Below are 25,207 nucleotides of genomic sequence, written 5' to 3'. Positions count from 1 at the left end.
CTTTTGATCTTTCTGCGGTTTGTGCGGCCGAGGAGCCGCGCGCAGAGCCGTGCGGGCCCTCATACCCGGCCCTCCCGCACCTGCGGGTGGATGAGGTAGCGCGGGGCCAGGGGGCGGCCCCGCTTCCCGTTCCGGGGAGGGGTGTGGCTGCGGAGATAGCCGTGATCCTCCAGCAGCGCGACGGCCGGTTCCATGTCGGCGACCGTGGGGAACTCCGAGCGCGACAGCTTGGCGAACAGATCACGACGGCTCACGGTCTCCCAGCCGTTCGCGGCCAGTACCTCCAACAGTGAGCGGGCGCGCGCCTGGGTCGCGTCCGCGCCCATGAGGTCGAAGACCGTCAGCGCATGCGTGGCGAAATACTCGGCAACTTCGATGGCCGCCGCCATGGTCGCCTCAGCGATCGGATGGCCGTCGCCGTCCTCCAGGTGCGCGGCAAGGTGTAGCAGTCCGGCGATGCGAGCGGCGGCTCCGACGAGCTTGCCCGCCCACTTGTCGATGTGACCGAACTTGCCGCCCCGCACCCGGAGCTGTGGCTCAAGTCGCTTCTCATACGCGATGAGAGCCGTACTGGCCGCCTCGGTGAGCCGAAGGACAACCGGGTCCGTCCAGTCCGCGAGGGAGAGTGTGAGCGTGATGACGTTGCGCTCGTAGCGCGTCCCGACGTCATCCGGGACGGGATCGGGATTGATCTTCCGGTAGCCGACGAGGGAGGCGGGCAGCGCGTACAGGAAGCGGGCCAGCAGGCCGCGCCCGTCGAAGCCGCGGTTCTTTCCGATGTCCTCCAGCACGCTGGGCTGAACGGCCAGACCCATGGTGAGCGCCGGGGCCTCGATGAACTCCTCACGGTTGCGGCGGTCCACGCGGAGCCGGTCGCCCGCGTGGCCTTTGAGGAACACCTCCATGTTGGGGCTGCCGGAGTAGCGCCCGGCGATGATGTCGAAGATGCCACCTTCCGCCGACATCACCGACAGCCGACCACCCTGTTCGGCAAGCAGTGAGGAAATGACTTCGGGTGTCGCGTCGTCGGCGAGCAGCCGAGGACAGCACGGCACGGTCAGCGACTGCGCAGTCTGTGCCAGGCCGATAGCCTCGGCGACCAACTCATCCTTCTGCGGGCCCTCCGCGTTGGTGGCCTTGGCCGTTGCCTTGTCGGCTGCCTCCTGCGCCATCTTGGCCGTCAGTTCCGCTTCCACGATGCGCCCTGCCGCCTCGTCCATGAGCTTCTTCTCCGCCTGGTAGAGCGGGCCGGTCATGGCCGAGAAGACAGCCGATTTACGGTTCGCCGGAGGCAGCGCGACGACCAGGAACAGATTCGTCGGCTCCCGCCAGCGGCCCCGTACCTGCACGATGCTGCGGCCACCGGCGGCGGTGGCGAGCACGCTCAGCGCGAGGGAGCCAGCCATGTCCACCGGCGTCTGCGTCTCTTCCGCGAGGGCAACGGTGAAGTCCGCGAGCCAGCCGGGGAGAGCGTGCAGCGGGAAGGGCGGCAGCGGTGGGCGGGAGCTGAGGGGGATGGGCTCCTGCCACGTCTCGGGGAGCTTCGTCTCCCCGAGCGCGAGTGCTTCGCGCACCTCGGCAGCGGAGGCGTCCGGGGTGGACGCCGCCTGTACGAGCCGCGTGCCGGCCTCGATCAGCCGTCGGCGCTCGGCGAGTTCGTGCACGATCTCGGCGTAGTAGCCAGCGTTCGCCGTTGTCGGCACGGCATCCACAAGGCTGTGGATGTAGCCGGCCCGCCGACTCGGTTCAGCTCGCCGAGGCTGTCGAGGTGATGGGTGAGGGTGATGGGGTCCACGGGCTGGCCCTGCTCGCGCAGGGCCACGATCGTGCGGTGAATCGTCTCGTGCGCAGGCCGGTAGTAATCCTCTGGAGTGATGCTCACGACAACATCGGCGATGGCGTCGGCGGCCAGCAGCATGGCGCCGAGGACTGCGGCCTCCGCCTCCAAATCGGCGGGGGGTCCGCCGTGTTCGCCGTGCCCGGGAAGGGCGCGCACATTGCCATGCAGCGCTTCAAGGGGATCGGATGGCATCCTGGGAGCCTCCTGTTTCCTGGTTGGGAGTGGGAGACCGGAGGCGGCGGGCATTCCTTGGTCGGTTGGTCGCCGCCTCCGGGCACAGCTAGGACTCGGTGCGTTGGGTGTTCCAGGCCAGGTATTCCTGGCGGACGTACGGGCGGTAGGACAGACTTTCCGGGGCCACCAGAGCCATGAGCGGGCCCCGCGTTGTGCCGTGGGTGTGATCGAAGTCCGCGAGCCAGGCAGCCGCCCTGTCCGCGTTCTCGACCGTGCGGGCGGCGACTTCGGGGATGTAATTCTCGGTCCCGTGGAGCGCGATGCGGTCGAGGAGGGCGGCCTTGCGGAGCCAGAACTCGCGGCCCATGTGCGCGCCGCTGGCGCGGGCCGCAGCTTGGTCCGCCACCCAGTCGAGTTCGATGATGAGGCTCGGCGCCTCCGTGTACGCGGCCTGGGGGTCCGGTCCGGGGTGGATGCGCCGGACCGTCGCGGTCTCGGTCTCGCGGATGGGTGCGGCCGTGGTGTAGAGCCGGATGCGGGTCTGGCCGCGGGTGGGGTAGCGGCGTACCGGGTCCAGCTCGAAGACCATGCGCAGGGCGTCGAGAACGCCGGTTTCCTCGGGCGGGTCACAGATGATGCGGATCTCCAACAAGGGTCTGTCCTTTCTCACGAGGTGTGGCGGGTGGGGTCAGGTGCCCATGTCGGCTATGGCGGTGGCGAGGCTGGCCACCGCGTCGTGGACGGCGGGGGCTGCGTCGGTCGAGGCGAGATAGAAGCCGAACAGTGCGGCGATAACGGCACCGCCGACGGTCGCGGAGCGGAGCTTGAGCACGACGGCAAGCGCGATGCCGAGGAAGAGAACGACGGAGACGGAGATGGTCACGGCTGGTCACCCTTCTGCTGGGTGGTGCGGACAAGGGGGTTGAGGCGTTGAGGCGGGAGCACGAGGAAGTGCACGGTCGTGCCCCTTCTGCGTTGGATCAGCGGGTGCCGTCGCGGTGCAGTCGCGAGGCATGGTTGTAGAGCCAGCGGCCGAAGCGGAGACGGCGCCCGTAGCCCTGGCAGCGTCGGCAGACGCGACCGGCCTTGAGACGCCCGGTCAGCCGTGACTCGCGGATCTGGCAGCCGAAGCCCTGGCACTTGCGGCAGGTACCGAAGGGGGAGACAGCGCACAGCGCTGCGTAACTCAGAGTGATGAAAATGATGCCGGGTATAGCGTTCAGAGCAGAGGTCATGGAGCCCTCCCAGGGGCGGTTCCGGGTTTCGGGCAGGCGAGTTGCTATGTACTAGATCGCTGGTGGCGGGATGTGTGGGCCGCTAGCGGGGGTGCTACCGGTAGCAGGGGGTCCTGCTACCGGTAGCGGCCCGTCACCGTCAGGCAACGTCCCGATTTTCGTCACGTTCCGTCATCGCGGTGATGATGTGCTCGCGGACGATGCCGCGCCGGGTGGTGCGGTCTCCGCTCTCGGTCATCCCGGCTACGTCCCGCGCCTTGATGCCGTGGGGCTTGAGCGCGGCGGTGACCACCTCGCCCTTCCACCCGGCGTAGACGGTGGGGCGCAGTTCGGCGAGGCGGATGGCGATCCGCTCGTTCCAGATCCGCTCTTCGTCGTCGTGGATTACGGAGAGGATGTCGGCGAGCAGGTCGTATCCGGGGCCGGTCTCGCCCTCGGCTTCCTCGCCCAGGGCATGCCCGGACAGGGTGCCCGCCGCCCGGCGCAGCTTGCGGGCCCGTTCAGCGATCTTCTCGGTGGCGTGGCTGTTGAGGTAGGCGACACGAACCACGCTGGGGGTGGCGGTGGCGCCTGACAGGTAGCCGTTTCCTGCGTCGATCTCAGGACGGAAGATCGTGGCGCGGATGCCGTTCTTGTACGCGCTCGTGCCGAGAATCATGTCGTTCTCCACCTGGCCCGCGACCTTGAGGCAGAACCGGATGGAGACGTTGCCGCTGATCCCGGTGGGCAGGGAATCCTTGTCCGGGCGCTGCGTGGCCAGGATGAGGATCACGCCCAGGGCGCGGCCGACCTTGATGATGAACTCCGCGTCCTCCCCGGCCTGCTTGCCGTGCTTGGGGTGAGCGAAGACGTTCTGGCACTCGTCGAAGACTCCGAGCAGCGGCCACAGCTTCAGCGAACGCTTGTCGGCGATGGTGCGGGTGACCCGCTTGTCCGGGCACAGGTCGCGCGGCAGCTTCTTGATGGCCGCCGCACGGCGCATCACCTCTTTGCGCAGCAGCTTCAGGGAGTTGGCGGCGTAGGCGATGGAGTCGTCATCGATGCCGGAGACGAAGCGGTGTGAGCAGGTCTCCAACGCGTCCAGGTCGCCGGTGCCCTTGTTCTCGTGCAGCCACAGTTCCACGCTCGGGTCCAGGGCGGCGCCACAGGCCAGCACCCGCACCGCTGAGGTCTTCCCTTGCCCGGGGAGCGAGCCCAGCAGCACGTTGTGCTGGATCATCGGCACCGACTGCGCACGGCCGCGCGGATCGACGCCGAAGGGGATCTGCTGGAAGATGTCGTGCCGCTCGGCGTGAGTGAGCGTCCACTTGACCGCCCCGGTCTTGGAGAGGTCCTTGTCTCCCACCCACAGGATGAGCCGTCCCTCGTGCTCGCTGGGGTCGGAGTCGGGCCACACACAGCCCAGCGGGCGGCGCAGACCTGACCGGGCTCGGGGTAGACACGCGCCCGGTGAAGCGAGGCGTACATCCGCGCCCCGTGATGCACACAGGCCCACGCCATGCCGCCCCGCGAGTCGGTCACGCGGACCACGTCGGGCGGTCCCTCGCACCCGGTGGGGTCCTCGGGGTGCGCGGCCTCACACCGGTAGCTGGCGCTCATGCCGCTTCCTGAGCCGGAGCGCCAGCGTGAATGCGACCGGCACGGTGCGCGGTGTACTGGTTGAACCACGTGGCGTGCAGCAGCTCCGCCGAGAGGTTCGCGAGCGCCAGCAGCACCGCACGCCTGACCCGCTCGGTCAGCTCCGGGTCCTCGGTGAGGATGTCGCGGGCCGCGTCCAGCCGGGCCGCGCGCTCCTCGCCGGTCTCCTCAGCGGGGCCGAGCCACAAGTCCAGCGGCGTGCCCAGCATGAGTTCAAGGGCGTCGTCGTCGGTGACGATCTCGTGCTGGCCGATGAAGGCTTTCATGGTCATGTCTCGGAGCTCCTGTGTCCTGGTCGGGAGTGGAAGAAGGGGGCAGCGGGCCACGGGCAAGGTGGTGGTCGGTTGGTCGTGGCCCGCTGCCGGGCTGGTGTCCGCGTCAGACGCGGACGCGGCCCCTGGGGCGCCGTCCGGCCGGACGGCGCGACGACTCGTCGCAGACGAGTGGTCATGGACCGCGACGCCCCAGCACAGGCGGCATCGCGGACCAAAATCACTCGGCTTCAACACACTGTTGAGTTCTCAAGAAGCAGTCGCTTCCTTCGGACCCGTTTCACGGGGCCCTCCGGGCGATGGTTTGTTGATACGTAGTAGCTTGTAGCATCACGTATCAATTCGCAAGCCTGCTAGCTCACGAACCGTGCTAGGACGTGTCAGGCGCGGGTACGCTCGAAGGTGTGACGAGAGCTGAGAACGACCCCAGGGCGCCCTTCGAGCAACTAGCTGATGACCTGCGCGAACAGATCAGAAGCGCTGCCATCGGGCCCGGTCAGAAGCTTCCTTCCGTACGGGAGCTGTCCGAGCGGTCGGGCTTCGTGTCGGCGACTGTGCAGAAGTCGCTGGGGGTGTTGCGGAACGAGGGATGGATCTTCACCACCGGGCGCGGGAGCTTCGTCCCGGACCCGGACGCTCCCACGGGCCCGACCACCACCCCCGTGACAGCGGAGGATTTCGCTGAACTCAAAGCTCAGTTCGTGGAGTTGGCCGAGCGGGTGCAGTCCCTCGAAAAGCACCTGGCTGACGGTACCGACTCGTAGCATCGTCACCTCCCCCTGCCTCGCCTCATTCTTCGTCATCGCTCACTCCTCTCCTGTCCGAGTCGCTGCGGCGAGCACTCAGCGTCGATAGGCTGATTGCGGCCTGTGCATCTGTTGTACGGCGATCGACGGTGGATCAGAAGACGGTCCATGTGGTTCCGCTGAGTTGGTCACGTAGGACACACCGGGAGGTCAGGCGTGGGGCAGAAGCCCAGGATTTTGACACCACACGCGGGGCCGGATCACTATCTCGGCGCCGAGATGCGGGACTGGCGCACGCATCGTGGTCTGTCGCTGAGCAAGTTGGGGACGCGGATCAACTTCAGTCCCAGCTACATGGCGCGGGCCGAGCGAGGTGACCAGGCCGCTTCCGCCGACCTGATCAGTGCTTACGACCACGCGTTAAGGGCTGAGGGAACCCTGGTCCGCAAGTACCGGCGCCTTCACGAGACGGCTCAGCCTCGCCCTGCCTCATCTGTCCATGTGTCCCATCCGGGGCCTCATGTGTCCAGCGACCATGTGCCCCTGGATGACGAAACAGGTATTGAGGCACCGTCGTCGGAGGGGATTTCCGTCCCCGCCCGAACCGACGACGGAAGGATCATCTTCGTGTCGATATCGCGCCGCGCCCTGCTCGGCACCCTCGGTACGGCAGCGGCGGCAGCCGCATTCAGTGATGCGTCCGCTGCCGCCGCCTCGCCGACCTCTGGGACGCTGCCCGCCTTGAACCCTATTGAGCACCTGAAGGCCACCCGCCGAGTCCTGATCGACAACGACAACCTGTTCGGCCCGTACCAGAGCATTCCGATTGTCGAGCGGCAGATGGCCGCAATGAAGTCCCTGCGCCGGGAACTACGCGGGACGGACCGGCAACAGCTCGTCCAGCTCCAGACCCAGTACGCGGAGCTCGCCGGGTGGTTCCACCAGGACGCCGGGAACTTCCGCGCCGCGCAGCACTGGACGCGTGAAGGGCTGGAACTCTCGCACCTCTCCGGTGACCCGGAGCTGACGACGTACATCCTCGTCCGACGAAGCCAGTTGGCCGGTGACATGCACGACGCGATTGAGGCCCTGGACGTGGCCGAGGCAGCGGAGGACCGGGCCGAGCCGGGTAGTCGGCTGGCCGCCGTGGCGGCGACTTTCGGTGCACACGGTCATGCGCTGCGCGGGGACACCGACGCCTGTAAACGGGCCTACGACCACGCCCACGATCTCTACCAGGCGCTGGACCCGAATCCAGCTTCTCCGTGGGGCGTGTGGCTCGACTCCGCGTATATCGAGGTGCACCGAGCACATAGCCTCAGCGCTCTCGGCGACCACAAAGCCGCGATCGAAGGCTTCGGCCGCGCGATCACCGATCTTCCCGCCGGATTCCACCGGGACCGAGGGGTCTACCTCGCCCGCCAGGCGGTCGCACTCGCAGGAGCGGGGGAGGCCGAACAGGCCGGGACAGCCGGGTTGCAGGCTCTCCAGATCGGTGTGGAGACGGGTTCGAGCCGCATCACACGAGAGCTCGCCCGCCTCGATGAGGACCTGGGCAAGTGGCATAGCGTGATTACCGTGAATGAGTTTCAGGACGCCATGAGAGACGCTGTTCTCAAGCAGGCATGAAGCTCTGCCCATATCGCTCTGGCAAGGAGATCCGCAGTGCCGCGCCCCTATGTTCTACTCAGCGTTGCGACCTCGATAGACGGCTACATCGACGACACCAGCCCATCCCGCCTGCTCCTGAGCAACAGTGCGGACTTCGACCGTGTCGACCAAGTACGTGCGGAGTCCGACGCGATCCTCATCGGCGCCGGGACCATGCGGGCCGACAATCCGAGGCTGCTCGTGAACAGCGAGGAGCGGCGAGCGGCCCGCGAGGCGAACGGGAAGCCCGCGTATCCGCTGAAGGTGACTGTGTCCGGGAGCGGCGATCTGGACCCGGAGCTGAAGTTCTGGCACCACGGTGGCGAGAAGGTCGCGTACACGACCGACCCCTCAGCAGCGAAGCTGCGGGAGCGCCTGGCCGGCCTCGCCGACGTCGTGTCGACCGGCTCTGAACTCGACTTCGGCGCGCTGCTAGACGACTTGGGGAAGCGGGGAATCGGGCGGCTCATGGTCGAGGGCGGCGGCCATGTCCACACGGCGTTCCTCTCGCGAGGACTCGTGGACGAGATTCATCTCGCCGTCGCGCCACTGGTCGTCGGCGAATCCGACGCTCCGCGCTTCCTCCACCCCTCCAACTATCCCTGGTCGTCCGGTCGGCGGATGCAGTTGGCCGAAGCACGCGCCATCGGGGACGTCGTTTTCATGCGTTACCTTCCCAAACAAGAGAGCGACACATGAGCCAGAGCGAAGACGAGGCGTGGATGCGACGCGCAATCGAGCTGTCGCGCCGCTGCCCGCCGAGCGAGACCGCGTTCTCCGTCGGCGCCGTCATCGTGGACGCAGCAGGCGAGGAGATCGCGAACGGTTACTCACGCGAGACGGACACACATGTCCACGCAGAAGAATCCGCACTCGCGAAGCTCACGGCGGACGACCCCCGCCTCTCCTCGGCCACGATTTATAGCACCCTGGAACCTTGTGCCAAGCGTAAGTCCCGCCCTCTGACCTGCACTCAACTCATCCTGAAGGCGGGCATTCCACGCGTGGTCATCGCCTGGCGCGAGCCGGATCTCTTCGTAATTGGCACTGCGGGAGTTGCCACGATGAAGGCGTCAGGCGTACGAGTCGATGAGCTCTTGCATCTAGCAGAAGAGGCCACCTTGACTAACAGTCATCTGCTCGGCAAGGGCACGCCGAAAGAATAGCCCCTACCTTAATTCTGGCGATTGAAATCTCTTCCGCTATGCCGACCGCCTAACGGTAGATCTGTCGATTGCTCGATGTAAAGCGCTGGCAACGGAAAGCCACTCTATAACTTCATCAATGTCGAAGTTCGGATCAGATGGCCTGTGGGCACGAGGATTACGCGCGGCTCGATAGAGAGCCATACCCAAGTACATGTAGCCTTCTTGCTCGCTGACTCCTGATGTCGTCGTACCGGGGTTGATGGCGATATATGCATTCTTCCCGAACGCTTTTCCGATCAGGGAAGCACCATCCTCATCCAACCCGCTCATTTTCCGAACCCTGGCCCCAATGCTCTTGCACGCCTCTTCCACGGCTTCGTCGCCATGCCCATTTATGAGACGCGTCAGTGCCCCCTGCTTGATTATGGGATGCAAGTGCTGGAGGCGAACCTCTAGGCCACCTTGCACCCGAGCGGTTCCCTCTTTTGCCTGGGGGTGCTTGATTAATTGCAGGATGAACGACTGAAGGCTGCGGGCGAGATCATCGCAAACCTTTTTCTTTGGGCCAGAGACCAAGACCCATGACGTATCACGCTGACTCTTAGCGAGCGTCACATATATAGTCGAATCCGAGTCACTGTCCCGATCGGTACGTAAGATATGAACTTCCGTGACATCTCGCTGATCGTCACCCAGGTCAATCTTTGCGTCAATTACCGAGCTGTACCTACCGTATAGACTATTCACCCCATCCACGGAGATTTCAGTCTCGGCATGCACCCACTGACTGGTGACTCGCTCGATTTCCTGCAAGATTTCCTCGATTAGATCCCAGTCCTGGTGATGACCGTGCGGAATCAAGGCGTTGGCGGAGAAGTCTCGTCGCACCATTCTGCCGTGTTCTCCCTGCTTCAAGGTGCGCCATCATTGGCCCAGTCGTACCACGTATCGTAGTACGGGGAACACGCCACGTGTACGACTTGCGGCAGAAGGGAACGGCCGCTGGTCGGTTCGCAACCCTTGAACGGGACCAGCACGTGAGGTGGGTGCAAAGAACTGAGCCGAGACCGTGTCAGGAGTATTCCCCGGCACTGATCTGCACCTCGTAGACGATCTCGCAGTGTGCGGCGGGGACGACGATGTCGGCCGTTTCGACGGGGCGTCCGTCGCACCCGTAGTACGTGCGCTGGATGCGGGTGACCAGGGAGCCGCGTTGGACGCCGAGGAGCTGTGCCTCCTCGGCCGTTGCCTGTCCGGGCTCCGGCTGCTCGACGGCGTGACTGATCTCGATGCCGATTTCCGCCATCCGTTCCACAACGCCACGCCCCGCGAGCGGCCCGCCCTCCGGCAGGACCACGATCGTGCCGCTGGTGAGGGCGTACGGCTCCCAACTGGTCGAGAGCTGCACGGGCCTGCTCTCGGTCAGGAATTCATAGCGGGTACGAACGCAGAGTTCGCCCTCCGCGAGGCCGAGGCGAGCGGCGATCTCGGGCGGCGGTGTCACCTTGGCATCGGTGTGGTGTTCCCACGTGCCGGTGCGGCCGAGGTCGGCCATGTCCGCGCGGAACGGTGAACCGTCACGGCGTTCGCGGCTCAGTGAGCGCACCATGCGCATCCGCTGGCGCGGCTCGGCGACGTAGGTGCCCGAGCCCGCCCGGCCCTCCAAGAGGCCCTGGGAGATGAGCAGTTCTTGCGCCCGTCGGATGACGTTCTCACCAGTCCCGTATTCGGCGGCCAGTCGTGCGCGGGAGTCGAGGCGATCTCCGGGCGACCACTCGCCGTTGGCGATGCGCTGTCGGAACAGGTCAGCGATGCGGAGGTAGGGCGGTTGAGCAGCCATGTGGAAAATCTAGTCCACTAGCCCTAATCTAGTTAACTAGATTCACTCCACGTGAGCACCTGGTGGCGGAGGAACGCCATGCCCAAATCCATGATCCGCGCACGGTCCATCGCTGCGTGCCTCACCACCGCTGGCTTCGAACCTCGGCTACGACGCCACCCCGACCACATCCGCATCGAGGTCGAACCGCCTGCCTCACCGGCATCGGTGGCGTGGGGCGCCCTCTTAGCCGCACTGGAGCAAGGCGACGAGTTCGGGCTCAGCGCCGACGGCCAAGGCGCTGCCGCGTGGGCCGTCATCTTCACCGAGGTTCCGAGCCCCCGCCCGGATCCCCGCGACGAACGCCCTCAGCAGGGAGCTGAATGACGTGACCAAGCACCTCATCAGAGCCGTGGAACGCATGGTGCGTTGGCTCTTTCCCGCATCCGGACACCACCGGTCGACCGCACGCGCAACTTCGCCGGTCAGCGAGCACGCCAACTCCCCCCTCGCCGCACCGCGCCGGCGGACACCGCCGCCGTTCATGGACGACAGCACCCTTGTCCGCCCGTACGTGCTGGCTCATGAAGCTGCTCTGTTGTTGGACCACGTCCCTCAACGTCCACTGCTCGTCTGCCTGCACCTGGGAGCGGAGCCCTGGGGCGGTGAGTACACGTGAGCTACCGGTCCCCCGAGTGCGTACTCGGGAGCCACGCCGAGTGCCGTCACGCGCACCCCAAACAGCCCGTGGGTATCCCCGTGACCTACGAGGCATGCGACTGCCCGTGCCATCGCCCACCGGCCGCCACCCCGGTCACATCAGTCCGGCGCAGCACCGCAAGGAGTCAGTGATGGCACGCAGTCCGAGACAAGTCGCTATCGACGTGATGGCCAGCACGGTCCGGACCGGAGACGAGATCCGGGTCGGCGGCCAGTCCATGTGTGTTCAGGACCTCCAGCACGTGCCGGGAGGGGCCAAGCGGATCAAGTTCGCCAGTGGCGACATACTGACCATCGCCCCCACCACCACGCTGACGGTCCTGCGCACCGCTGAGGGGTGGGGCCGATCGTGAGCTACATCCGAGACGACACTCCCCGCCCCGGGGCGGGGCTGCGCCTGCTGCCCTGGGAAAGCGACACCGGCAAACCCTGCTACCTCAGCACGGACCGAAGCGACGGCATGCTCTCCCAGCTCGCGGACAGGGCCGAGGAAGCACGGCTGAGCGAAGGTGACGAGATCCTCAAGTGCGCCCTCGCAGCACTGAGCGATCACAGGGTGAGCAAGCAGTCGCTCCGCCTGATCCTCACGGCCACCGCCACCGCCCTCGCGGACGTCCTGCGGATCGCCGACAGCAGGGGTGCCCGGCTGACCGAGCACGACGACGGGGAGATCGAGTACTTCTCCCGCGCCCATCCCAGCGACAAGGAACCCGCGGTCTCCCACCCAGCAAAGGAGGCGTATCGGGAGAGCGACCGTCGCTCTTGCTCGCGCCTGCGGCCCTTGTAAGCCCAGCCCGCCCCCGATGACGGCCGCAGACCACATCGTTCTCTTCATGACCCTCATGGCCTCTTCGACAGCAACGACCGGAGAACAGCATTGCGCAGCAAAGTGATCAGCTTGTCCAGCAACTCGGCGCACGCTGCGTCAGGTACGGGCCGGGGTATGTACTGAGCGGGGTCGTGATCGGAGAAGAGCTCGGCCTCTCGCGCACGATCTTCCGGGAAGCGGTACGAGCCCTGGCGGGCAAAGGCATGATCCAGGCCGCCCCGAATTTCGGTACGGTCGTCGCCCCGTACAGCTCATGGTCGCTGCTGGACCGGGACGTGAGTCCCTTCTGCGGTGGACTGTCCTTCCGGCGTCAGCCGACACCGACCGCGTATTTCATCGGCTCCTGCTCGACGCGGGCGACAGCCGCCTGACCACGCACCTCGGCTCCCTCTTCGCCGAACGGTTCGCCTACTGCCACGGCGAACCGTACGAGCACCACATGCTGCTGGACGCCATACGCACCGGCGGCCCGCGGGCCGCTGCCTAGCGATCGCCTGACCGGAGCCACTCGCCCTCGGCCGCACTGACACCACTGTGCCGCCGGGGGCGGGCAATGCGCAGTTGACGGGATTATCTGGAGTCGGCCGCTGGTCCTGGTGGGAGGGGCGCTGCGCGCATGTGCAAGCTCATCGTGGCGTGCGACGAGAGACGTGGGTGGGCCGATGTGGGAGGCCGTGCCCAGCAAGTAGCCCGGCTGCTAGGGTCCGCATCTGAGTCGAACAGAGAGGTGAGCATGCAAGGAATGCGTCCCCTGTTTGTGTTCTTCGCGAGGGTTCTTGCCTTGGCTTTCGTGCTTCTCTTTCTAGCCTGCGGCCTGCTTGTCGTAGATCATCGTGGCTTGAGCGTTGAGCTGTTCAAGGGGCTGGCCTTGCTAGTGCTGTGCCTTGCTCTCCTCATGGCGTGCAACCGGGCTCTGACCGGTCGATGGCACCGATGGTCACGGCGTCCGGCCGACAGCAGCGGTTCCGCAGTGGGCTGACTTGAATCTGTCAAACGGCGCAGTCCTTCTGACATCAGTTCTTGACACCAACGGGCGCGACCCATCTCGATCAACGCTGAACCTCGGCGGTTGGCCAGCGCGGATCGGGAGCGGTTCTGCGAGGCCACAGAACTGCCGTGATCGACCTGATAAGGATGAGGCCAGAGGTTCAAGTCCTCTTAGCCCCACCAGCGTGCGAAGGCCCCCGGCGATCCGCCGGGGGCCTTTGGCATGGGCCGCGCCGTGGCCGCCGTCGCAGCGGTGTGGGCCATTCGGCTCGTGCGTACATGTGGTTGGGTATCATCGGGCCGCAGATGGTCCATGAGTCTATGAAGGACGAGGTAGCGCGGTGAAGAAGCTTCTCCTGGTCGCACTGGCCGCCATCGGCGGGCTCCTCGTGTACCGCCAGATCCAGGCGGATCGCGCCGAGCAGGATCTGTGGACGGAGGCGACCGACTCCGTGCCCGCGGGTTCGGGTGTGTGACTCTCCGGACGCACAGCGGTCAGAGAGTCGCAGCAGTCACAGCAGGTCCGTGCGGGGCCCTGATCGCGTGAGGCGGTCGGGGCCTCGTCATGTGTTGCGTGACCGTGACACCGCCACCCTTGAAGTGTGCTCATGCAAAGAAATACGGTGCTGAGCAAAGCTTCGAAGCAGTTTGTGCGAGGGGGACGTGGGCCATGGCACGACACCAGACGATGCGGGTGAGCGCCGTTGTTAGCGGGGCAATCGCCCTGTTGGCCGCCCTGGGGGCGCCGGGGGCGGCGCTGCCGCAGACAACAGCGGCCCGGTCAGTCGTTGCGGATGACAACAAGTCGGACGGCGACGCGGCGGACGGCGACAGCTCGATGGTGATGGTGCTGGACTCCTCCGGCTCCATGGCCGACGGCGACGGAGCGGGCAGCACCCGGATCGCCGCCGCCCGCAAGGCCGTCGGCACCGTCGTCGACAGCCTCCCGGACGGCTACCCGACCGGACTGCGCGTGTACGGCGCCGACAAGGCGCGCGGCTGCGACGACACCCGGCTGGCCAAGCCCGTGGAGGCACTCGACCGCGAGGGCATCAAGCAGGCGGTCGCCGAGGTGGAGCCCAAGGGCGACACGCCCATCGGCCTGTCCCTGCGCAAAGCGGGGGAGGACCTCCCGAAGACCCCCGACGGAGCCATCGGCCGCCGCAGCATCCTGCTGGTCTCCGACGGCGAGGACACCTGCGGCACCCCCGAACCGTGCGAGGTCGCCGCACAGCTCGGCGGGCAGGGCATCGACCTGCGCATCGACGCCATCGGCTTCCAGGTCGGCGGCAAGGCGCGCAAGGAACTCCAGTGCATCGCCGAGGCCGGCCACGGCTCCTACTACGACGCCCCGGACGCCAAGGCGCTCGCCCGCCAACTCCAGCGCGCCGCACAGCTGTCCGCCGACGGCTACCGCTTCGAGGGCGAGCAGATCACCGGCGGCGACGCCGCCGACCAGGCCGAGGAGATCGCCCCCGGCCAGTACCTGGACACCATCGGACCGGGTGAGACCCGCTGGTACTCCGCACCGCTGGACAGCGCCTCCACCGCCGGATTCTCGGCAACGGCGGTGCCGCAGCCGGGAGTTCCGGTGGGGAGCCTGGACGGCCTGGAGGTCAAGCTGACCGGCCCCGGCGAGTACACGCCCACCTGTGGCCAGGACCGTGCCCGCTTCGGACAGGACGAGGGCGCCTTCCCACTGCCCGCCGCCGCCTCCCGTATCCCCTCCGAGGACGGCGGCGCCGGATGCGACGAGGCGGGCACGTACCGCTTCTCGGTAACCCGGCACAGCGAGGCATCCTCGGACCAGGGCCGCTGGCCGCTGGAACTGCGCCACAGCGTCGAGGAGCCGCTGAAGAAGGGCGTCACACCCGCCCAGTCGCAGCCCGAGTACGGAGCGGGTGGCAAGGAGGCCGAACTGCCCACCGGCGCGCCCGAGGACATCGAGGGGGGCACCGGCTTCAACGACGCGAAGGAAATCGGCAAGGGCGTCTACCGCGACAAACTGCTGCCCGCCCAGACCCGTTGGTACAAGGTGCCGGTCGGGTGGGGTCAGCAGCTCCGCTACGACGCGGAGTTCGCCAACGAGCCGACCCTGGACGACGGCGCCGGCGAGTTCTCCTTCGTACGCACCGCCGCGTACTCCCCCAGCCGCGCTCCGCTCAGCAGCAGCGAGTTCACCCAGCAGAAGCTGTACACCGGTGAGCCGACCGCCGTCTCGCTCGGCAGCGTCCCGGTCTCCTGGACCAACCGGTACGAGATCGCGGGAAGCGTCACCCCCGTACACCGCGACGGCGACTACTACATCGCCGTCACCCTCGGCGCCGACGCCGTCGAGATCGCCGAGAACACCGCAATCGGTGTCGTCCTGCGCGTCGACGTGAAGGGCCGGGAGAAGACCGGACCGCAGCACAACGCGCCGGTGAAGGCCGCGGACGGTAAGCAGGGCGACGGAGGCGGTGACGGCGGCGCCGGTGAGGACGGTGGCGGCGACGAGGGGACCGCCGCGACGGGCGCCGACGACGACAGTGCAGGATGGACCGGCCCGGTCGTCGCCGCGGTCGCGGGCGGCACGGGCATCGCACTGCTGGCCGGCCTCGCCTTCGCCTACGCACGGGCACGGCGCGGGAACAACGGACCGGCCGCGGGATCGGGGCCGGCTTCAGGACCGGGCTCAGGACCGGGATCGACAACGGGAGGCGCGTGGTGAAGCGGCGGACGACGGGAACCCCGGGGCAGGCCCTCGCCCTCGCGGCAGCGCTGTGCGCCGTGCTGGCGCTGCCGGGCACCGCGAGCGCGGAACCAGGTGATCTGCCCCCGTACCGCACGGCCGACGACGCGAAGCCCCGCAAGGGCACCGCCAGCAGCGCCGACGGCCCACGGCTCGCCAAGGGCGGCGTCTACACCGACACACTCGCCCCCGGCGAGAAGAAGTACTACAGCGTCGAACTGGACGCGAAGTCCAGCGCTTGGCTCTCCGCCGTCGCCCAGCCGCGGACGGGCAGCAAGGTCGCCTTCGGCGACGGGATCTCCGTGGTCCTGGAGGACACCGACGGCACCGGATGCTCGAACGAGGAAGTCACCTTCGGCGCCGACGGCACGGCACGGCCGCTCGCCGCCAACGCGGGCCGGGTCATCAAACCGGACGACGGCTGCCAGGACGCCGGGGTCTACAACTTCTCCGTCGAGCGCGAGAGCGAGAACACCTCCGACCCCAGCGTGTGGCCGGTCGAACTGCGCTTCATGCAGGAGCCCCCGGTCAAGGGCACCGTCCCCACCACCCCGCCCGAGACCGGGAACCTGCCGACCGCGGCACCCGACCCGCCGACCGGCGAGCCGGAGAAGATCAAGGGCGGCACCGGCTTCAACGACGCCGTCGGAATGGACGAGGGGGTCTGGAAGGACCGCCTCAGGCCCGGCGAGACCCGCTTCTACCGGGTGCCCGTCGACTGGGGCCAGCGGCTCATGCTGAGCGCCGAGTTCGGCACCGCCCAGACCAGCGACGAGAACGCCTACGCGAGCGGCGGTGTGCGCGTCGACGTCTACAACCCGGCGCGCGGCTACGTCGGCGGTGAGGGTGCCATGTACCAGGCCGACGATCCGGCCGCGGTGCCGTTCGCTGCGGCCCCCGTCGACTACGTGAACCGCTACTCGTATGACGGCGCCGCCTCCCAGACCGGCGTCGCCGGCTGGTACTACGTTGCGGTGCACGCGAAGGCCGAACTGGGCGATTTCGTCAAGGGCTCGGTGCCGGTCACCCTGCGCACCAGCGTCACCGGCAAGGCCGAGGAGGGGCCGTCCTACGAGGGCGACGCCGCCGAGGCGGGCTTCGGCGTCACCGACGAAGACAAGGAACAGGCCACGGACGGCGTGACCGCCGACGAGGCGAAGGAGAGCGGTGACGACGGCCTGAACCTGCTCGCCTACGGCGGGATCGGCGCCGGGACCGTGCTTCTGCTCGTCCTCGGCGTCTGGACGCTCACCGCCCGGCGGCGCGCGGCGCCCGCCGACGCGGTGCCCTACCCGGCCGGCGCGCCGGGCCCGTACGGGACACAGCAGTATCCGCAGCAGTACCCGGGGCAGCAGCCGCCGCAGGGCTGGGGATAGTCAGACGGTGGGCCGGGCCGGTGGGCCCGGCCCACCGGTGACTCAGCCCGCGAGAAGCGCCCAGATCCCCACGGCGAAACACAGCAGGGCGGCGATCAGCACCGTGACCGCCACCTTCGGGGACGGTCCGGGCCGCCGTACGGGCCCCTGCGCGGTGGCCGGAGGCGGCGGAGGCGGAGGCGGCGGAACAGTGCCGGACGGCTGCTGCTGCCCCGCGTACGTCGTGTAGGGCTGGGTCGGTGTGGGAGGGGTGTCAGGTTCCGCCGAGGGCGGACCGAAGGGCTGGGCGACGGGCGGGCCGCCTGGTACCAGGCCGAAGGTGCCGCTGGGTGTGGATGCCGGCTGGGGATACGCCGGTGCCTGGTGTGCCTGGTGTGCCTGTTGCGGGTGCGGGGGCGGCGACTGCGGCTGTCCGCCGGTCGCGCTGCCCGTACCGCTCAGCGGCGGTGCCAGCGGGAAGCCGTCCGTTCCGGAGGCCTCCGCTGCGCCCGCGGCGCCGGTGCCCGTGCCGCCGGCTGTGCCCGTACCGCTGCCCCCGGCAGCGCCCGGGGCTCCAGCAGCGGCCGCAGAGGCACCAGAGACATCAGAGACATCAGAAACACCAGAGCCCTGAGCGGCCTCAGAGGCGGCTGGGGCGACGGGGACCCCCGTAGCCCCGGGGACAGCGCCCGCGCCGCCCACGGCGTCCGTCTGCGGCTTCTCACGCCCGGCAGGCCCGTCGGGCCCGAACCCCTCCGGCAGCGGCCCCAGATGCTCGAAGACCTCCACGATCTCCCGCTCCAGGGTCCCCTCGAGGACCAGCATCTCCGCGGCCCCTGCGAGCGCCTTGCGCGCCCCCGTCGCCGTACGGAACCTGGCCTGCGGGTCCGGCTGCAGCAGCGTGCCCAGCACCTGCCACAGCGGCTCCGGGACCCGCTCCGGCGCGCTCGGCACGCCACCGCCGTTCTCGTACCGCTCCACCATGCCCAGTGAGTCGGGTTTCTGCCCGGTGAGCAGATAGAGCCCGACAAGGCCCACCGCGTACAGATCCGCCGTGAAGTCCGGTTCGGCGCCGCGCATCTGCTCCGGTGAGAAGTAACCGGGCGTACCCACCACGTAGTTGGTGTCGGTCAGCCGGGGCTCGCCCTTGCGCATGGAGATGCCGAAATCCGACAGCCGCACATGTGGGCGGCCCGTACCCGTCGGCTCCAGCAGGATGTTGGCGGGCTTGATGTCGCGGTGCACCACCTCCTCGGCGTGCACCGCGTTGAGCCCGGACAGCAGCTGGTCCAGCAGGGTGCACACGAACGAGGGAGGCAACGGGCCGTAGTCGCCGATCAGGTGGGCCAGCGAGCCGCCGCTCACCAGGTCCATCGTGAAGAGCACCTTGTCGTCGTCGGCCGCCCAGCTGGCGGGGGCGAGAACGTGCGGGTGGTCGATGCGCAGCGCCTGCTCCCGTACGAAGCGGAGCAGCGTATGGGCGTCGCGCTGCTGCAGCACCTTGGCCGCCACGTAGCGCTTGCGCCGGTGGTCCCAGGCGCGCCAGACCTCGCCCACACCACCGCGCCCGATAGGGTCCGCCAGTTCGTAGCGACCCGCGAAGATCTCACCCATTCAGCTTTGGTGCTCCTCGTAGTGCTTCACCGCGTCAGAGGTACGGCCCGCGCCGTACACCTTCAGGAACTCTGCCAGCTCCGGATGGGTGGGCGCCAGCGCGGCGGACGCCTCCAGGATGTCCCCGGCGTCGGAGACCGACCTCAGCAGCGACTGGATCTCCCGGACCACCCGCTTCACCGGGGTCTGCGTGGCGCCGGAGGAGGAGGTCTGCGATGTGTGGTTCAGCACACTTCCTCCTGCTGTGCGCCGGATCTCGTCCATTCGCTGGGTGGCGTCGGCGGCGCTCACATCGCCGCGTGCGACGTCCGCCGACAGATCCTGGAGCGCCTGTACCCGCTGGACGACCGCCGGGTTTCCGATCTTGGCCCGCTGGCCGCTCATCAACTGCGACAGCATCGGTGCCGACAGACCGAGCACGGTCGCCAACCGGGCCTGGTTGAGCCCGAGATCGTCGATCAGCCGGCGGAACAACGTCCCGAGCGGCTCTCCGTACCACTGACTTTGCAGTTCCTGCGCCTTGGCGGCGGCTTCCTGCTGTGCTGCGTCCATCACGTCTCTCCCCTGGACTCCCCGGTGTCGCTTCGCTGGCGCGAAGTTGCGGAGCATCCTACGGAGGGTGATGGTCGCAGGGCGATACCCGGTCGGAATTCATCCCCCGGACCCGGTACTCTGGTCGGCAGCGGGGCCTTAGCTCAGTTGGTAGAGCGCCGTCTTTGCATGGCGGATGTCAGGAGTTCGACTCTCCTAGGCTCCACCCGTATAGCCCCTCCGACCTGCAGAAACGCGGGTCGGAGGGGTTTTGTGTGCTGACATGTCAGCACGGTGGTGCTGACATGTGCCCCAGAGGTCCCGATTTCTTGGGGGTTTGCGGAGCTCGTTGCTCCCCCGCTGATCCCCCAGGTTTCATGGCTGGCCGAAGGCGGCGAGGGGGTGGCGGATCTGGACTGTCGGATTTTCTACTCGTCTGTCGAAACCGGGGGTATGTTCGAGACGACATACAACATCGGCGAGGGTCCGGCGTCTGCGAGCGTGCCCGCCCCGCTGCCTGAGACGACGACGTCGGCCAGGGCGAGTACATCTGGCAGCTCGCCGCCGATATACCCTGACCGGTGGTAGCGGGCCTGCGCCTGACGCGGCAACTGCGCCGTGCGCCGCCCGTGACGTACCGGGCGGGGAGCCGTCGGTCGAAACCGCTCAGGCCCGAGGCGGTGACGGCCTTGACCGCGTTGCCGGTGAGAATCTCCGGCCGCACCGGATAGCCCGTGACCACGGCGGCGGCGCGTACCTGACGGGGCAGCGCTGGTCACGAGCATCCCATCCGCTTCAGTGGTGTCGGAGTCGAAGCCGAATCCCTGACTCGCTACCTGTCGGTGTGCGGGGCCGGCGCGGGTAGTTCCACAGTGATGCGGAGCCCGCCGGCAGAGCGAGGGGTAAGCGTGAGGGTTCCGTCGTGTGCATCGGTGATGGTCTTGACGATGGCCAGGCCCAGGCCGGCGCCAGCCTGGTCGGCGTGGATGCGCTCGGTGCCGCGCTGGAAGGGTTCGGTGAGGGTCGCGACCAGCTGTGGAGTGAGCTGCTCGCCGGTGTTCTCGACAGTGAGCACCGCGGTCTTGGGGCAGACGTCGGTGTGGACCCAGACGGTGCCCCGGCCCGGCAGGTTGTGGACGATCGCGTTCTGTACGAGGTTCGTGGTCAGCTGCAGCAGGAGCGTCGGCGATCCGATCGTGGGGGCGATTTCGCCGTCGGTCTCGAGGATGACGCCGCGCTTTTCCGCGAGGGGGAGGAGTGTTTCGGTGGCTTCTTCCGCCATGAGGGACAAGTCAACGTGTTCGCGGGTGAAGGAGCGCTGGCCGGCGCGACTGAGCAGGAGCAATGCTTCAGTGAGGTCGATGGCTCGGGTGTTGACGGTGTGGAGGCGGTCGATGAGTGGGTCGGTGGCGCGGTTCGGATCGGCGCGGGCCACGTCGAGCAGTGACTTCGAAACCGACAGCGGGGTGCGCAGCTCGTGAGATGCGTTGGCTGCGAATCTCTGCTGTTCGGCGACGTGTGCTTCGAGTCGCGCGATCATGGTGTCGAAGGCGTCGGCGAGGTCGCGGAACTCATCTTTGTGGCCCGGTAGCCGGATTCGATGAGAGAGCGATCCGTTCGTGGCCATGCGCGTGGCGTTGGTGATCTGAGCCAGCGGGGCGAGCATGCGGCCGGCGAGGATCCATCCTCCCAGGAGGCCGAATACCAGTAGGAATGCCAGTATTGCGCCTACCGCTGGGCCGAAGCCCCGCAGGAGGACGGAGCGGATCAGCATGCCCGATGGGTAGCTTCGCAGGAGGAACACCCACACCGCCGCGAGCAGCAGGACGCCGGCGACCATGAGGAATCCGGCGTAGCTGAGGGTGAGTTTGCGGCGGACGCTCAATCCGTGCCGCCTATGCACGGTCACCACCCCCATGCCCGGTGACGGTTGGTGTGTCGATGCGGTAGCCGACGCCCGGCGCTGTGGCGATGATCCAGGGTTCACCGAGGCGTTTGCGCAGGGCGGAGACCGTGATGCGCACGGCGTTGGTGAACGGATCGGCATTCTCGTCCCACGCCCGCTCCAGAAGCTCTTCGGCGCTGACGACACCGCCTTCGGAGGCGACGAGCACTTCAAGGACCGCGAACTGTTTGCGGGTGAGCGCAATGTAGCGGTTGTCACGGTAGACCTCGCGGCGGAACGGGTCGAGGCGCAGGCCCGCGATCTCTCGTACGGGAGGCCGGTTGTGGGCGCGCCGGCGGTCGAGGGCCCTGAGCCTGAGCACGAGCTCCAGGAGTTCGAAGGGCTTCGTGAGGTAGTCGTCGGCGCCGAGTTCGAACCCGGATGCCTTGTCGTCGAGACGGTCGGCGGCGGTGAGCATGAGGACGGGCATGCCGCCGCCTGAGGCGACGATGTGTCTGGCGACCTCGTCGCCGGAAGGTCCTGGGATATCGCGGTCGAGGACGGCGATGTCGTAGGCGTTGATGCTCAGCAGCTCCAGAGCGGTGTCACCGTCACCGGCGATATCGGCTGCGATCGCCTCCAGACGCAGGCCATCGCGAATCGCTTCGGCCATAAAGGGCTCGTCCTCGACAATCAACACACGCATGCAGCAAGGATACGAGCCGCCACATATCGTCCTCGTATCGAAAATCGCCTACGTGCTGGCAACACTCGGTTGATTTCACTCGCGGTATGTCACGAACCCAGCCCTCAGTACGAACAATGACCCGGCGGGTTCGCTGGCTGATTGTCAGCGGCCTGATAGCCGTCATGGCCGTGGTAGGTGTTATGGCGGGGTTCGCCGCGGTTCTCGGCCATCAGACGTCGAAGTCCTCGGCTACGCCTCGCGGTGGGCTCGGTGGTGCCGCCAGTGAGGCCGATGGTGCCGTCCCCGACGGAGTGACGGTCTTCGATGACGCGTGTCCGGCCGTGGCCAAGCTTGATCCGGATCTGCTGAAGGCCCTCCGCCAAGCTGCGCCGGATGCCGCGAACAGTGGCGCCACTTCCTACGTCAACAGCGGCTGGCCGACGACGTCTCCGCACCACACCGTGCAGGGCACGGTCGGGTCGCCGTCGAGCGCAGCGAGCGGGTGCTGGTGCTCGGTGACTTCAACGGCACCATCGACGATCGTTCCCGGTGGCGCGGATCGACCAGGTCCTGGTTAGAGGCGCGGAGCCGACGAGCGCGTGGCTGCTGCCGGCCACGGGCAGTCACCACCTGCCGGTGGCGGCCGGAATCAGCTGGTGAACGCCGCGTGAGCCGCCGGGTGGCGGCATATCGTCGGCGTATCGAGAACTGCATACACCCGGGTAACACCCCGCCGCCTTGACTGGTGGCATGTCCTACAGCGAACCAGTACGAGCAGCAGCCGGGAATCCGGTCGTCAGGCCGATCAGCGCCGCCGGGCATTTGGCGTTCGTGCGGGCCCAGCGGTCGGTCAGCTTTCTGCAGACCCCGGCGTGGGGCCGCGTCAAGACCGAGTGGCGCAGCGAGTCCCTCGGCTGGTTCGACGGCCGGCGCCTGGTCGGTGCCGGGCTCGTCCTGCACCGCCCGGTGCCGCGGCTGGACCGCTTCACGCTGGCGTATCTGCCCGAGGGCCCGGTCATCGACTGGAGCGGCGAGATCGGTGCGTGGCTCAATCCGCTGGCGGCGTATCTCAAGGCGCACGGCGCGTTCGCGATCCGGCTCGGCCCGCCGGTGGTCACGGACACGTGGAGCGCCGCCCAGGTCAAGGAGGGCATCGCCGATCCGGGCATCCGGCGGCTGACCGATCTGCCAGGACAGTGGGGCGACCCGGTCGGCGCCCGCGTGAGCAGCAGGCTCAAGGACGCGGGATGGCTGCCGCAGAACCCGCAGGACGGGTTCGGGGTCGGGCATCCGCAGTTCAAGTACGAGGTCCCGCTGGCAGGCAGGACCGGGGACGAGCTGCTCAGGGGCATGAACCAGCAGTGGCGCCGCAACATCAAGAAGGCGGCCAAGGAGGGCGTCGAGGTCACGGTCGGCGACGGGGGTCCGGAAGACCTGAAAGCGTTTCACGACCTCTACGTCCACACCGCCGAGCGCGACCGCTTCACACCCCGGCCGCTGCGCTACTTCGAGACCATGTTCGCGGCACTGAGCGCCGAGGACCCCGAGCGGATCAAGCTCTACCTGGCCCACCACCAGGGCGACTTGGTCGCCGCCACCATCCTGGTCCGCGCCGGAGCCCACGCGGTGTACGCCTACGGTGCCTCCTCCACCGAGAAGCGCGAGGTCCGCGGCTCCAACGCCTGCCAGTGGGCAATGATCCGCCACTCGCTCGCGGCCGACTGCGACGTCTACGACCTGCGCGGCATCACCCCCACCCTCGACGCCGACGACCCGCACGTCGGCCTGGTCCGGTTCAAAGTCGGCACCGGCGGCCAGGCGGTGCGGTACGTCGGCGAGTGGGACCTGCCGCTGCGGCCGATGGTCTACCGGGCCTTCAACCTCCACATGTGGCGGCGGGGGCGCTGAGCCTCAAGGTGGCCTTCGGCCTGACCGGCTACGCGAGCGCGGCGGCGACCTCGTCGAGGAACGCCCCGCGGGAGGCCTTGACCAGCACCACATCGCCGGCGACGAGGCGGCCGCGCAGCCAGTCGACGGCCGCGTCGTTGTCGGCCAGCATCACCGCGCGCTCGCCCGCGCCGTCGGCGATCGCTCGGGCGGCCTCGCCGACCGCGACCACCACGTCGGCCCGGGCGGCGGCGTACGCCCCGACAGCACGGTGCTCGGCCGCACTGTCGTCGCCGAGTTCGAGCATCTCGCCGAGTACGGCGATGCGGCGCCCGCCCTCGATCGCCGCCAGCGCGTCCAGGGCGGCGCGGGTGGAGTCGGGGTTGGCGTTGTAGGTGTCGTTGAGCAGTGTCGCGCCACCGGCGAGGACGCGCCGCTCCATGCGCCACTGCGACAGGGAGGCGGTGGCCAGCGCCGCCGCGGCCAGGTCGAGGGGTACTCCGGCCGCCAGTCCGGCAGCAGCGGCGGCCGACGCGTTGAGCGCCTGGTGGGCGCCCACGTGCGGCAGTGCGACGGGTGCGCAGGCGTTGGTTGTCCGCAGTGTGCAGGACGGCCGGCCGAGCCGGTCGAGGTCCAGACCGAGCACCCGTACGTCGGCGTGCTCCGCCCGGCCGAAGGTCAGCACGGAGCCGTCGGCGAGCGCACGCATCGTGTCCACGAGGGAATCATCGGCGTTGAGGACGGCGGTGCCGCCGGGCGCGAGCCCTCGTACCAGCTCGCCCTTGGTCTCGGCGATGGCCGCGCGCGACCCGAACTCGCCGAGGTGGGCCTGTCCGACGTTGAGGACGACGCCGATGTCGGGCGCGACCAGGCTGGTGAGCTCGGCGATGTCGCCGACATGGCGGGCGCCCATCTCCAGGACGAGGAAACGGGTGGCTGCGTCCGCGCGCAGCATGGTGAGCGGCACACCGAGCTCGTTGTTGAGCGAGCCGATTGTGGCGATGGTCGGCCCGGCGCTCGACAGCACGGCCGCCAGCAGGTCCTTGGTGCCGGTCTTGCCCTGGGAGCCGGTCACCCCGACCACGGTCAGCCCGTCGCGCAGCCGGGCCGCGACGTGGGCGGCGAGCAACTGCAGCGCGGCCTGGGCGTCCTGGACGACGACGGTGGGCAGCGGCGTGGGCCGGGAGCCGAGCACGGCCACCGCGCCGGCCCGGCCCGCTTGGCCAACGTAGACGTGGCCGTCGACGCGCTCGCCGGCGAAGGCGACGAAGAGGCTGCCCGGCTCGGCCTGCCGCCCGTCGAGCACGGCCGGCGCGGTCACTGTCGCGGAGCTGTCGCCCTCGACCGTCCCGCCGACGACTTCGGCGATCTCGCCGAGGCTGAGGGGGATCACGCTGGTTCCTTGTAGGTCATGCCTCCAGTCAATGTGCCGCGGTGTATCGGCGGCATATCGAAAAC

Annotated in this window: 26 protein-coding genes, 1 tRNA gene and 1 pseudogene; 14 read left to right on the top strand and 14 right to left on the bottom strand. The window is 68.0% G+C overall.

What is annotated here, in order from left to right; translation table 11 throughout:
* Positions 1–59: 59 nt before the first annotated feature.
* From LHJ74_RS04540 to LHJ74_RS04510, 7 genes are all read right to left on the bottom strand, one after another.
* A complete protein-coding gene (locus LHJ74_RS04540; protein WP_260216548.1) occupies positions 60–1,574 on the bottom strand; it encodes a YfjI family protein in 1,515 nt (504 codons plus the stop codon).
* A gap of 59 nt (positions 1,575–1,633) precedes the next feature.
* Positions 1,634–2,032 carry a DnaB-like helicase N-terminal domain-containing protein gene (locus LHJ74_RS04535; RefSeq protein ID WP_260216193.1) on the bottom strand — a complete coding sequence of 133 codons (399 nt, stop codon included), beginning with the start codon at positions 2,030–2,032 and terminating at the stop codon, positions 1,634–1,636.
* A gap of 88 nt (positions 2,033–2,120) precedes the next feature.
* Positions 2,121–2,666 (bottom strand): hypothetical protein, encoded by a 546-nt coding sequence (locus tag LHJ74_RS04530; RefSeq protein WP_260216192.1) that lies wholly within the window; start codon positions 2,664–2,666, stop codon positions 2,121–2,123.
* A gap of 36 nt (positions 2,667–2,702) precedes the next feature.
* Complete coding sequence (locus LHJ74_RS04525) at positions 2,703–2,897, bottom strand: hypothetical protein (RefSeq protein WP_260216191.1); 195 nt, start codon at positions 2,895–2,897, stop codon at positions 2,703–2,705.
* A gap of 97 nt (positions 2,898–2,994) precedes the next feature.
* Entirely contained in the window at positions 2,995–3,249 is a 255-nt protein-coding gene (locus LHJ74_RS04520; RefSeq protein WP_260216190.1) for a hypothetical protein, read from the bottom strand.
* Between the two features lie 139 nt (positions 3,250–3,388).
* Positions 3,389–4,645, bottom strand: a complete 1,257-nt coding sequence (locus LHJ74_RS04515; RefSeq protein WP_260216189.1) for a hypothetical protein — start codon at positions 4,643–4,645, stop codon at positions 3,389–3,391.
* Positions 4,646–4,844: 199 nt separating this feature from the next.
* On the bottom strand, positions 4,845–5,159 hold the full coding sequence (locus tag LHJ74_RS04510) for a hypothetical protein (RefSeq protein WP_260216188.1): 315 nt from the start codon (positions 5,157–5,159) through the stop codon (positions 4,845–4,847).
* Positions 5,160–5,563: 404 nt separating this feature from the next.
* On the opposite strand from LHJ74_RS04510, the gene LHJ74_RS04505 reads away from it, so the two are divergent.
* The 4 genes from LHJ74_RS04505 to LHJ74_RS34115 all read left to right on the top strand — a co-directional run bounded on the left by LHJ74_RS04505 (position 5,564) and on the right by LHJ74_RS34115 (position 8,721).
* Positions 5,564–5,923 carry a GntR family transcriptional regulator gene (locus LHJ74_RS04505; RefSeq protein WP_260216187.1) on the top strand — a complete coding sequence of 120 codons (360 nt, stop codon included), beginning with the start codon at positions 5,564–5,566 and terminating at the stop codon, positions 5,921–5,923.
* Positions 5,924–6,121: 198 nt separating this feature from the next.
* Entirely contained in the window at positions 6,122–7,534 is a 1,413-nt protein-coding gene (locus LHJ74_RS04500; protein ID WP_260216186.1) for a helix-turn-helix domain-containing protein, read from the top strand.
* 36 nt (positions 7,535–7,570) lie between these two features.
* Positions 7,571–8,254 carry a RibD family protein gene (locus LHJ74_RS34120; protein ID WP_311203255.1) on the top strand — a complete coding sequence of 228 codons (684 nt, stop codon included), beginning with the start codon at positions 7,571–7,573 and terminating at the stop codon, positions 8,252–8,254.
* A complete protein-coding gene (locus tag LHJ74_RS34115; RefSeq protein ID WP_311203254.1) occupies positions 8,251–8,721 on the top strand; it encodes a deaminase in 471 nt (156 codons plus the stop codon). The genes LHJ74_RS34120 and LHJ74_RS34115 overlap by 4 nt, the downstream gene beginning before the upstream one ends.
* Before the next feature lie 36 nt (positions 8,722–8,757).
* Here the strand turns inward: LHJ74_RS34115 and LHJ74_RS04490 are convergent, their stop codons facing one another.
* Both LHJ74_RS04490 and LHJ74_RS04485 read right to left on the bottom strand, forming a co-directional pair.
* Positions 8,758–9,594, bottom strand: coding sequence for a TIGR02391 family protein (locus LHJ74_RS04490; protein ID WP_260216185.1), 837 nt, complete (start codon positions 9,592–9,594; stop codon positions 8,758–8,760).
* Positions 9,595–9,775: 181 nt separating this feature from the next.
* Positions 9,776–10,543, bottom strand: coding sequence for a GntR family transcriptional regulator (locus LHJ74_RS04485; RefSeq protein ID WP_260216184.1), 768 nt, complete (start codon positions 10,541–10,543; stop codon positions 9,776–9,778).
* Positions 10,544–10,621: 78 nt separating this feature from the next.
* Here LHJ74_RS04485 and LHJ74_RS04480 point away from each other — a divergent pair, with 78 nt between their 5' ends.
* The 7 genes from LHJ74_RS04480 to LHJ74_RS04450 all read left to right on the top strand — a co-directional run bounded on the left by LHJ74_RS04480 (position 10,622) and on the right by LHJ74_RS04450 (position 17,165).
* On the top strand, positions 10,622–10,909 hold the full coding sequence (locus LHJ74_RS04480) for a hypothetical protein (RefSeq protein ID WP_260216183.1): 288 nt from the start codon (positions 10,622–10,624) through the stop codon (positions 10,907–10,909).
* Positions 10,910–11,373: 464 nt separating this feature from the next.
* Positions 11,374–11,595 (top strand): hypothetical protein, encoded by a 222-nt coding sequence (locus tag LHJ74_RS04475; RefSeq protein WP_260216182.1) that lies wholly within the window; start codon positions 11,374–11,376, stop codon positions 11,593–11,595.
* On the top strand, positions 11,592–12,029 hold the full coding sequence (locus LHJ74_RS04470; protein WP_260216181.1) for a hypothetical protein: 438 nt from the start codon (positions 11,592–11,594) through the stop codon (positions 12,027–12,029). Before LHJ74_RS04475 ends, LHJ74_RS04470 begins: the two co-directional genes overlap by 4 nt.
* A gap of 173 nt (positions 12,030–12,202) precedes the next feature.
* Positions 12,203–12,442, top strand: coding sequence for a hypothetical protein (locus tag LHJ74_RS04465; protein WP_311203253.1), 240 nt, complete (start codon positions 12,203–12,205; stop codon positions 12,440–12,442).
* Positions 12,443–13,399: 957 nt separating this feature from the next.
* Positions 13,400–13,534, top strand: coding sequence for a DLW-39 family protein (locus LHJ74_RS04460; protein ID WP_003958712.1), 135 nt, complete (start codon positions 13,400–13,402; stop codon positions 13,532–13,534).
* Positions 13,535–13,728: 194 nt separating this feature from the next.
* On the top strand, positions 13,729–15,768 hold the full coding sequence (locus LHJ74_RS04455) for a vWA domain-containing protein (RefSeq protein WP_260216179.1): 2,040 nt from the start codon (positions 13,729–13,731) through the stop codon (positions 15,766–15,768).
* Positions 15,765–17,165, top strand: coding sequence for a hypothetical protein (locus LHJ74_RS04450; RefSeq protein ID WP_260216178.1), 1,401 nt, complete (start codon positions 15,765–15,767; stop codon positions 17,163–17,165). The genes LHJ74_RS04455 and LHJ74_RS04450 overlap by 4 nt, the downstream gene beginning before the upstream one ends.
* A gap of 42 nt (positions 17,166–17,207) precedes the next feature.
* On the opposite strand, the gene LHJ74_RS04445 is transcribed toward LHJ74_RS04450, so the two are convergent.
* Positions 17,208–18,758, bottom strand: a complete 1,551-nt coding sequence (locus LHJ74_RS04445) for a serine/threonine-protein kinase (protein WP_260216176.1) — start codon at positions 18,756–18,758, stop codon at positions 17,208–17,210.
* Positions 18,759–19,310 carry a ParB/RepB/Spo0J family partition protein gene (locus LHJ74_RS04440; protein ID WP_260216175.1) on the bottom strand — a complete coding sequence of 184 codons (552 nt, stop codon included), beginning with the start codon at positions 19,308–19,310 and terminating at the stop codon, positions 18,759–18,761.
* 132 nt (positions 19,311–19,442) lie between these two features.
* Here LHJ74_RS04440 and LHJ74_RS04435 point away from each other — a divergent pair.
* Positions 19,443–19,515, top strand: a tRNA-Ala gene (locus LHJ74_RS04435).
* Between the two features lie 606 nt (positions 19,516–20,121).
* Here LHJ74_RS04435 and LHJ74_RS04425 read toward each other — a convergent pair.
* Together LHJ74_RS04425 and LHJ74_RS04420 are read right to left on the bottom strand one after the other, a co-directional pair.
* Positions 20,122–21,207, bottom strand: a complete 1,086-nt coding sequence (locus LHJ74_RS04425) for a sensor histidine kinase (RefSeq protein WP_375546657.1) — start codon at positions 21,205–21,207, stop codon at positions 20,122–20,124.
* Complete coding sequence (locus LHJ74_RS04420) at positions 21,185–21,880, bottom strand: response regulator transcription factor (RefSeq protein ID WP_260216173.1); 696 nt, start codon at positions 21,878–21,880, stop codon at positions 21,185–21,187. Before LHJ74_RS04420 ends, LHJ74_RS04425 begins: the two co-directional genes overlap by 23 nt.
* A gap of 460 nt (positions 21,881–22,340) precedes the next feature.
* On the opposite strand from LHJ74_RS04420, the pseudogene LHJ74_RS04410 reads away from it, so the two are divergent.
* A pseudogene (locus LHJ74_RS04410) lies at positions 22,341–22,522 on the top strand (hypothetical protein); the annotation flags it as partial.
* Between the two features lie 90 nt (positions 22,523–22,612).
* Positions 22,613–23,770: a lipid II:glycine glycyltransferase FemX gene (locus tag LHJ74_RS04405; RefSeq protein WP_260216172.1), complete on the top strand. Its 1,158-nt coding sequence runs from the start codon at positions 22,613–22,615 to the stop codon at positions 23,768–23,770.
* A gap of 28 nt (positions 23,771–23,798) precedes the next feature.
* Here LHJ74_RS04405 and LHJ74_RS04400 read toward each other — a convergent pair whose 3' ends face one another.
* A complete protein-coding gene (locus LHJ74_RS04400; RefSeq protein WP_260216171.1) occupies positions 23,799–25,142 on the bottom strand; it encodes a UDP-N-acetylmuramoyl-tripeptide--D-alanyl-D-alanine ligase in 1,344 nt (447 codons plus the stop codon).
* Positions 25,143–25,207 lie beyond the last annotated feature (65 nt).

Source organism: Streptomyces gossypii, from assembly GCF_025165795.1.
Taxonomy (GTDB): domain Bacteria; phylum Actinomycetota; class Actinomycetes; order Streptomycetales; family Streptomycetaceae; genus Streptomyces; species Streptomyces gossypii.
This window is presented reverse-complemented; position numbering and strand designations above follow the sequence as displayed.

Excerpts from the sequence above, each read along its gene's own strand:
- LHJ74_RS04535 (WP_260216193.1), bottom strand. The coding sequence starts at position 2,032 with ATGCCATCCGATCCCCTTGAAGCGCTGCATGGCAATGTGCGCGCCCTT.
- LHJ74_RS04520 (WP_260216190.1), bottom strand. The coding sequence starts at position 3,249 with ATGACCTCTGCTCTGAACGCTATACCCGGCATCATTTTCATCACTCTG.
- LHJ74_RS04510 (WP_260216188.1), bottom strand. The coding sequence starts at position 5,159 with ATGACCATGAAAGCCTTCATCGGCCAGCACGAGATCGTCACCGACGAC.
- LHJ74_RS34115 (WP_311203254.1), top strand. The coding sequence starts at position 8,251 with ATGAGCCAGAGCGAAGACGAGGCGTGGATGCGACGCGCAATCGAGCTG.
- LHJ74_RS04490 (WP_260216185.1), bottom strand. The coding sequence starts at position 9,594 with ATGGTGCGACGAGACTTCTCCGCCAACGCCTTGATTCCGCACGGTCAT.
- LHJ74_RS04485 (WP_260216184.1), bottom strand. The coding sequence starts at position 10,543 with ATGGCTGCTCAACCGCCCTACCTCCGCATCGCTGACCTGTTCCGACAG.
- LHJ74_RS04480 (WP_260216183.1), top strand. The coding sequence starts at position 10,622 with ATGCCCAAATCCATGATCCGCGCACGGTCCATCGCTGCGTGCCTCACC.
- LHJ74_RS04475 (WP_260216182.1), top strand. The coding sequence starts at position 11,374 with ATGGCACGCAGTCCGAGACAAGTCGCTATCGACGTGATGGCCAGCACG.
- LHJ74_RS04455 (WP_260216179.1), top strand. The coding sequence starts at position 13,729 with ATGGCACGACACCAGACGATGCGGGTGAGCGCCGTTGTTAGCGGGGCA.
- LHJ74_RS04445 (WP_260216176.1), bottom strand. The coding sequence starts at position 18,758 with ATGGGTGAGATCTTCGCGGGTCGCTACGAACTGGCGGACCCTATCGGG.
- LHJ74_RS04440 (WP_260216175.1), bottom strand. The coding sequence starts at position 19,310 with ATGGACGCAGCACAGCAGGAAGCCGCCGCCAAGGCGCAGGAACTGCAA.
- LHJ74_RS04425 (WP_375546657.1), bottom strand. The coding sequence starts at position 21,207 with ATGGGGGTGGTGACCGTGCATAGGCGGCACGGATTGAGCGTCCGCCGC.
- LHJ74_RS04420 (WP_260216173.1), bottom strand. The coding sequence starts at position 21,880 with ATGCGTGTGTTGATTGTCGAGGACGAGCCCTTTATGGCCGAAGCGATT.
- LHJ74_RS04405 (WP_260216172.1), top strand. The coding sequence starts at position 22,613 with ATGTCCTACAGCGAACCAGTACGAGCAGCAGCCGGGAATCCGGTCGTC.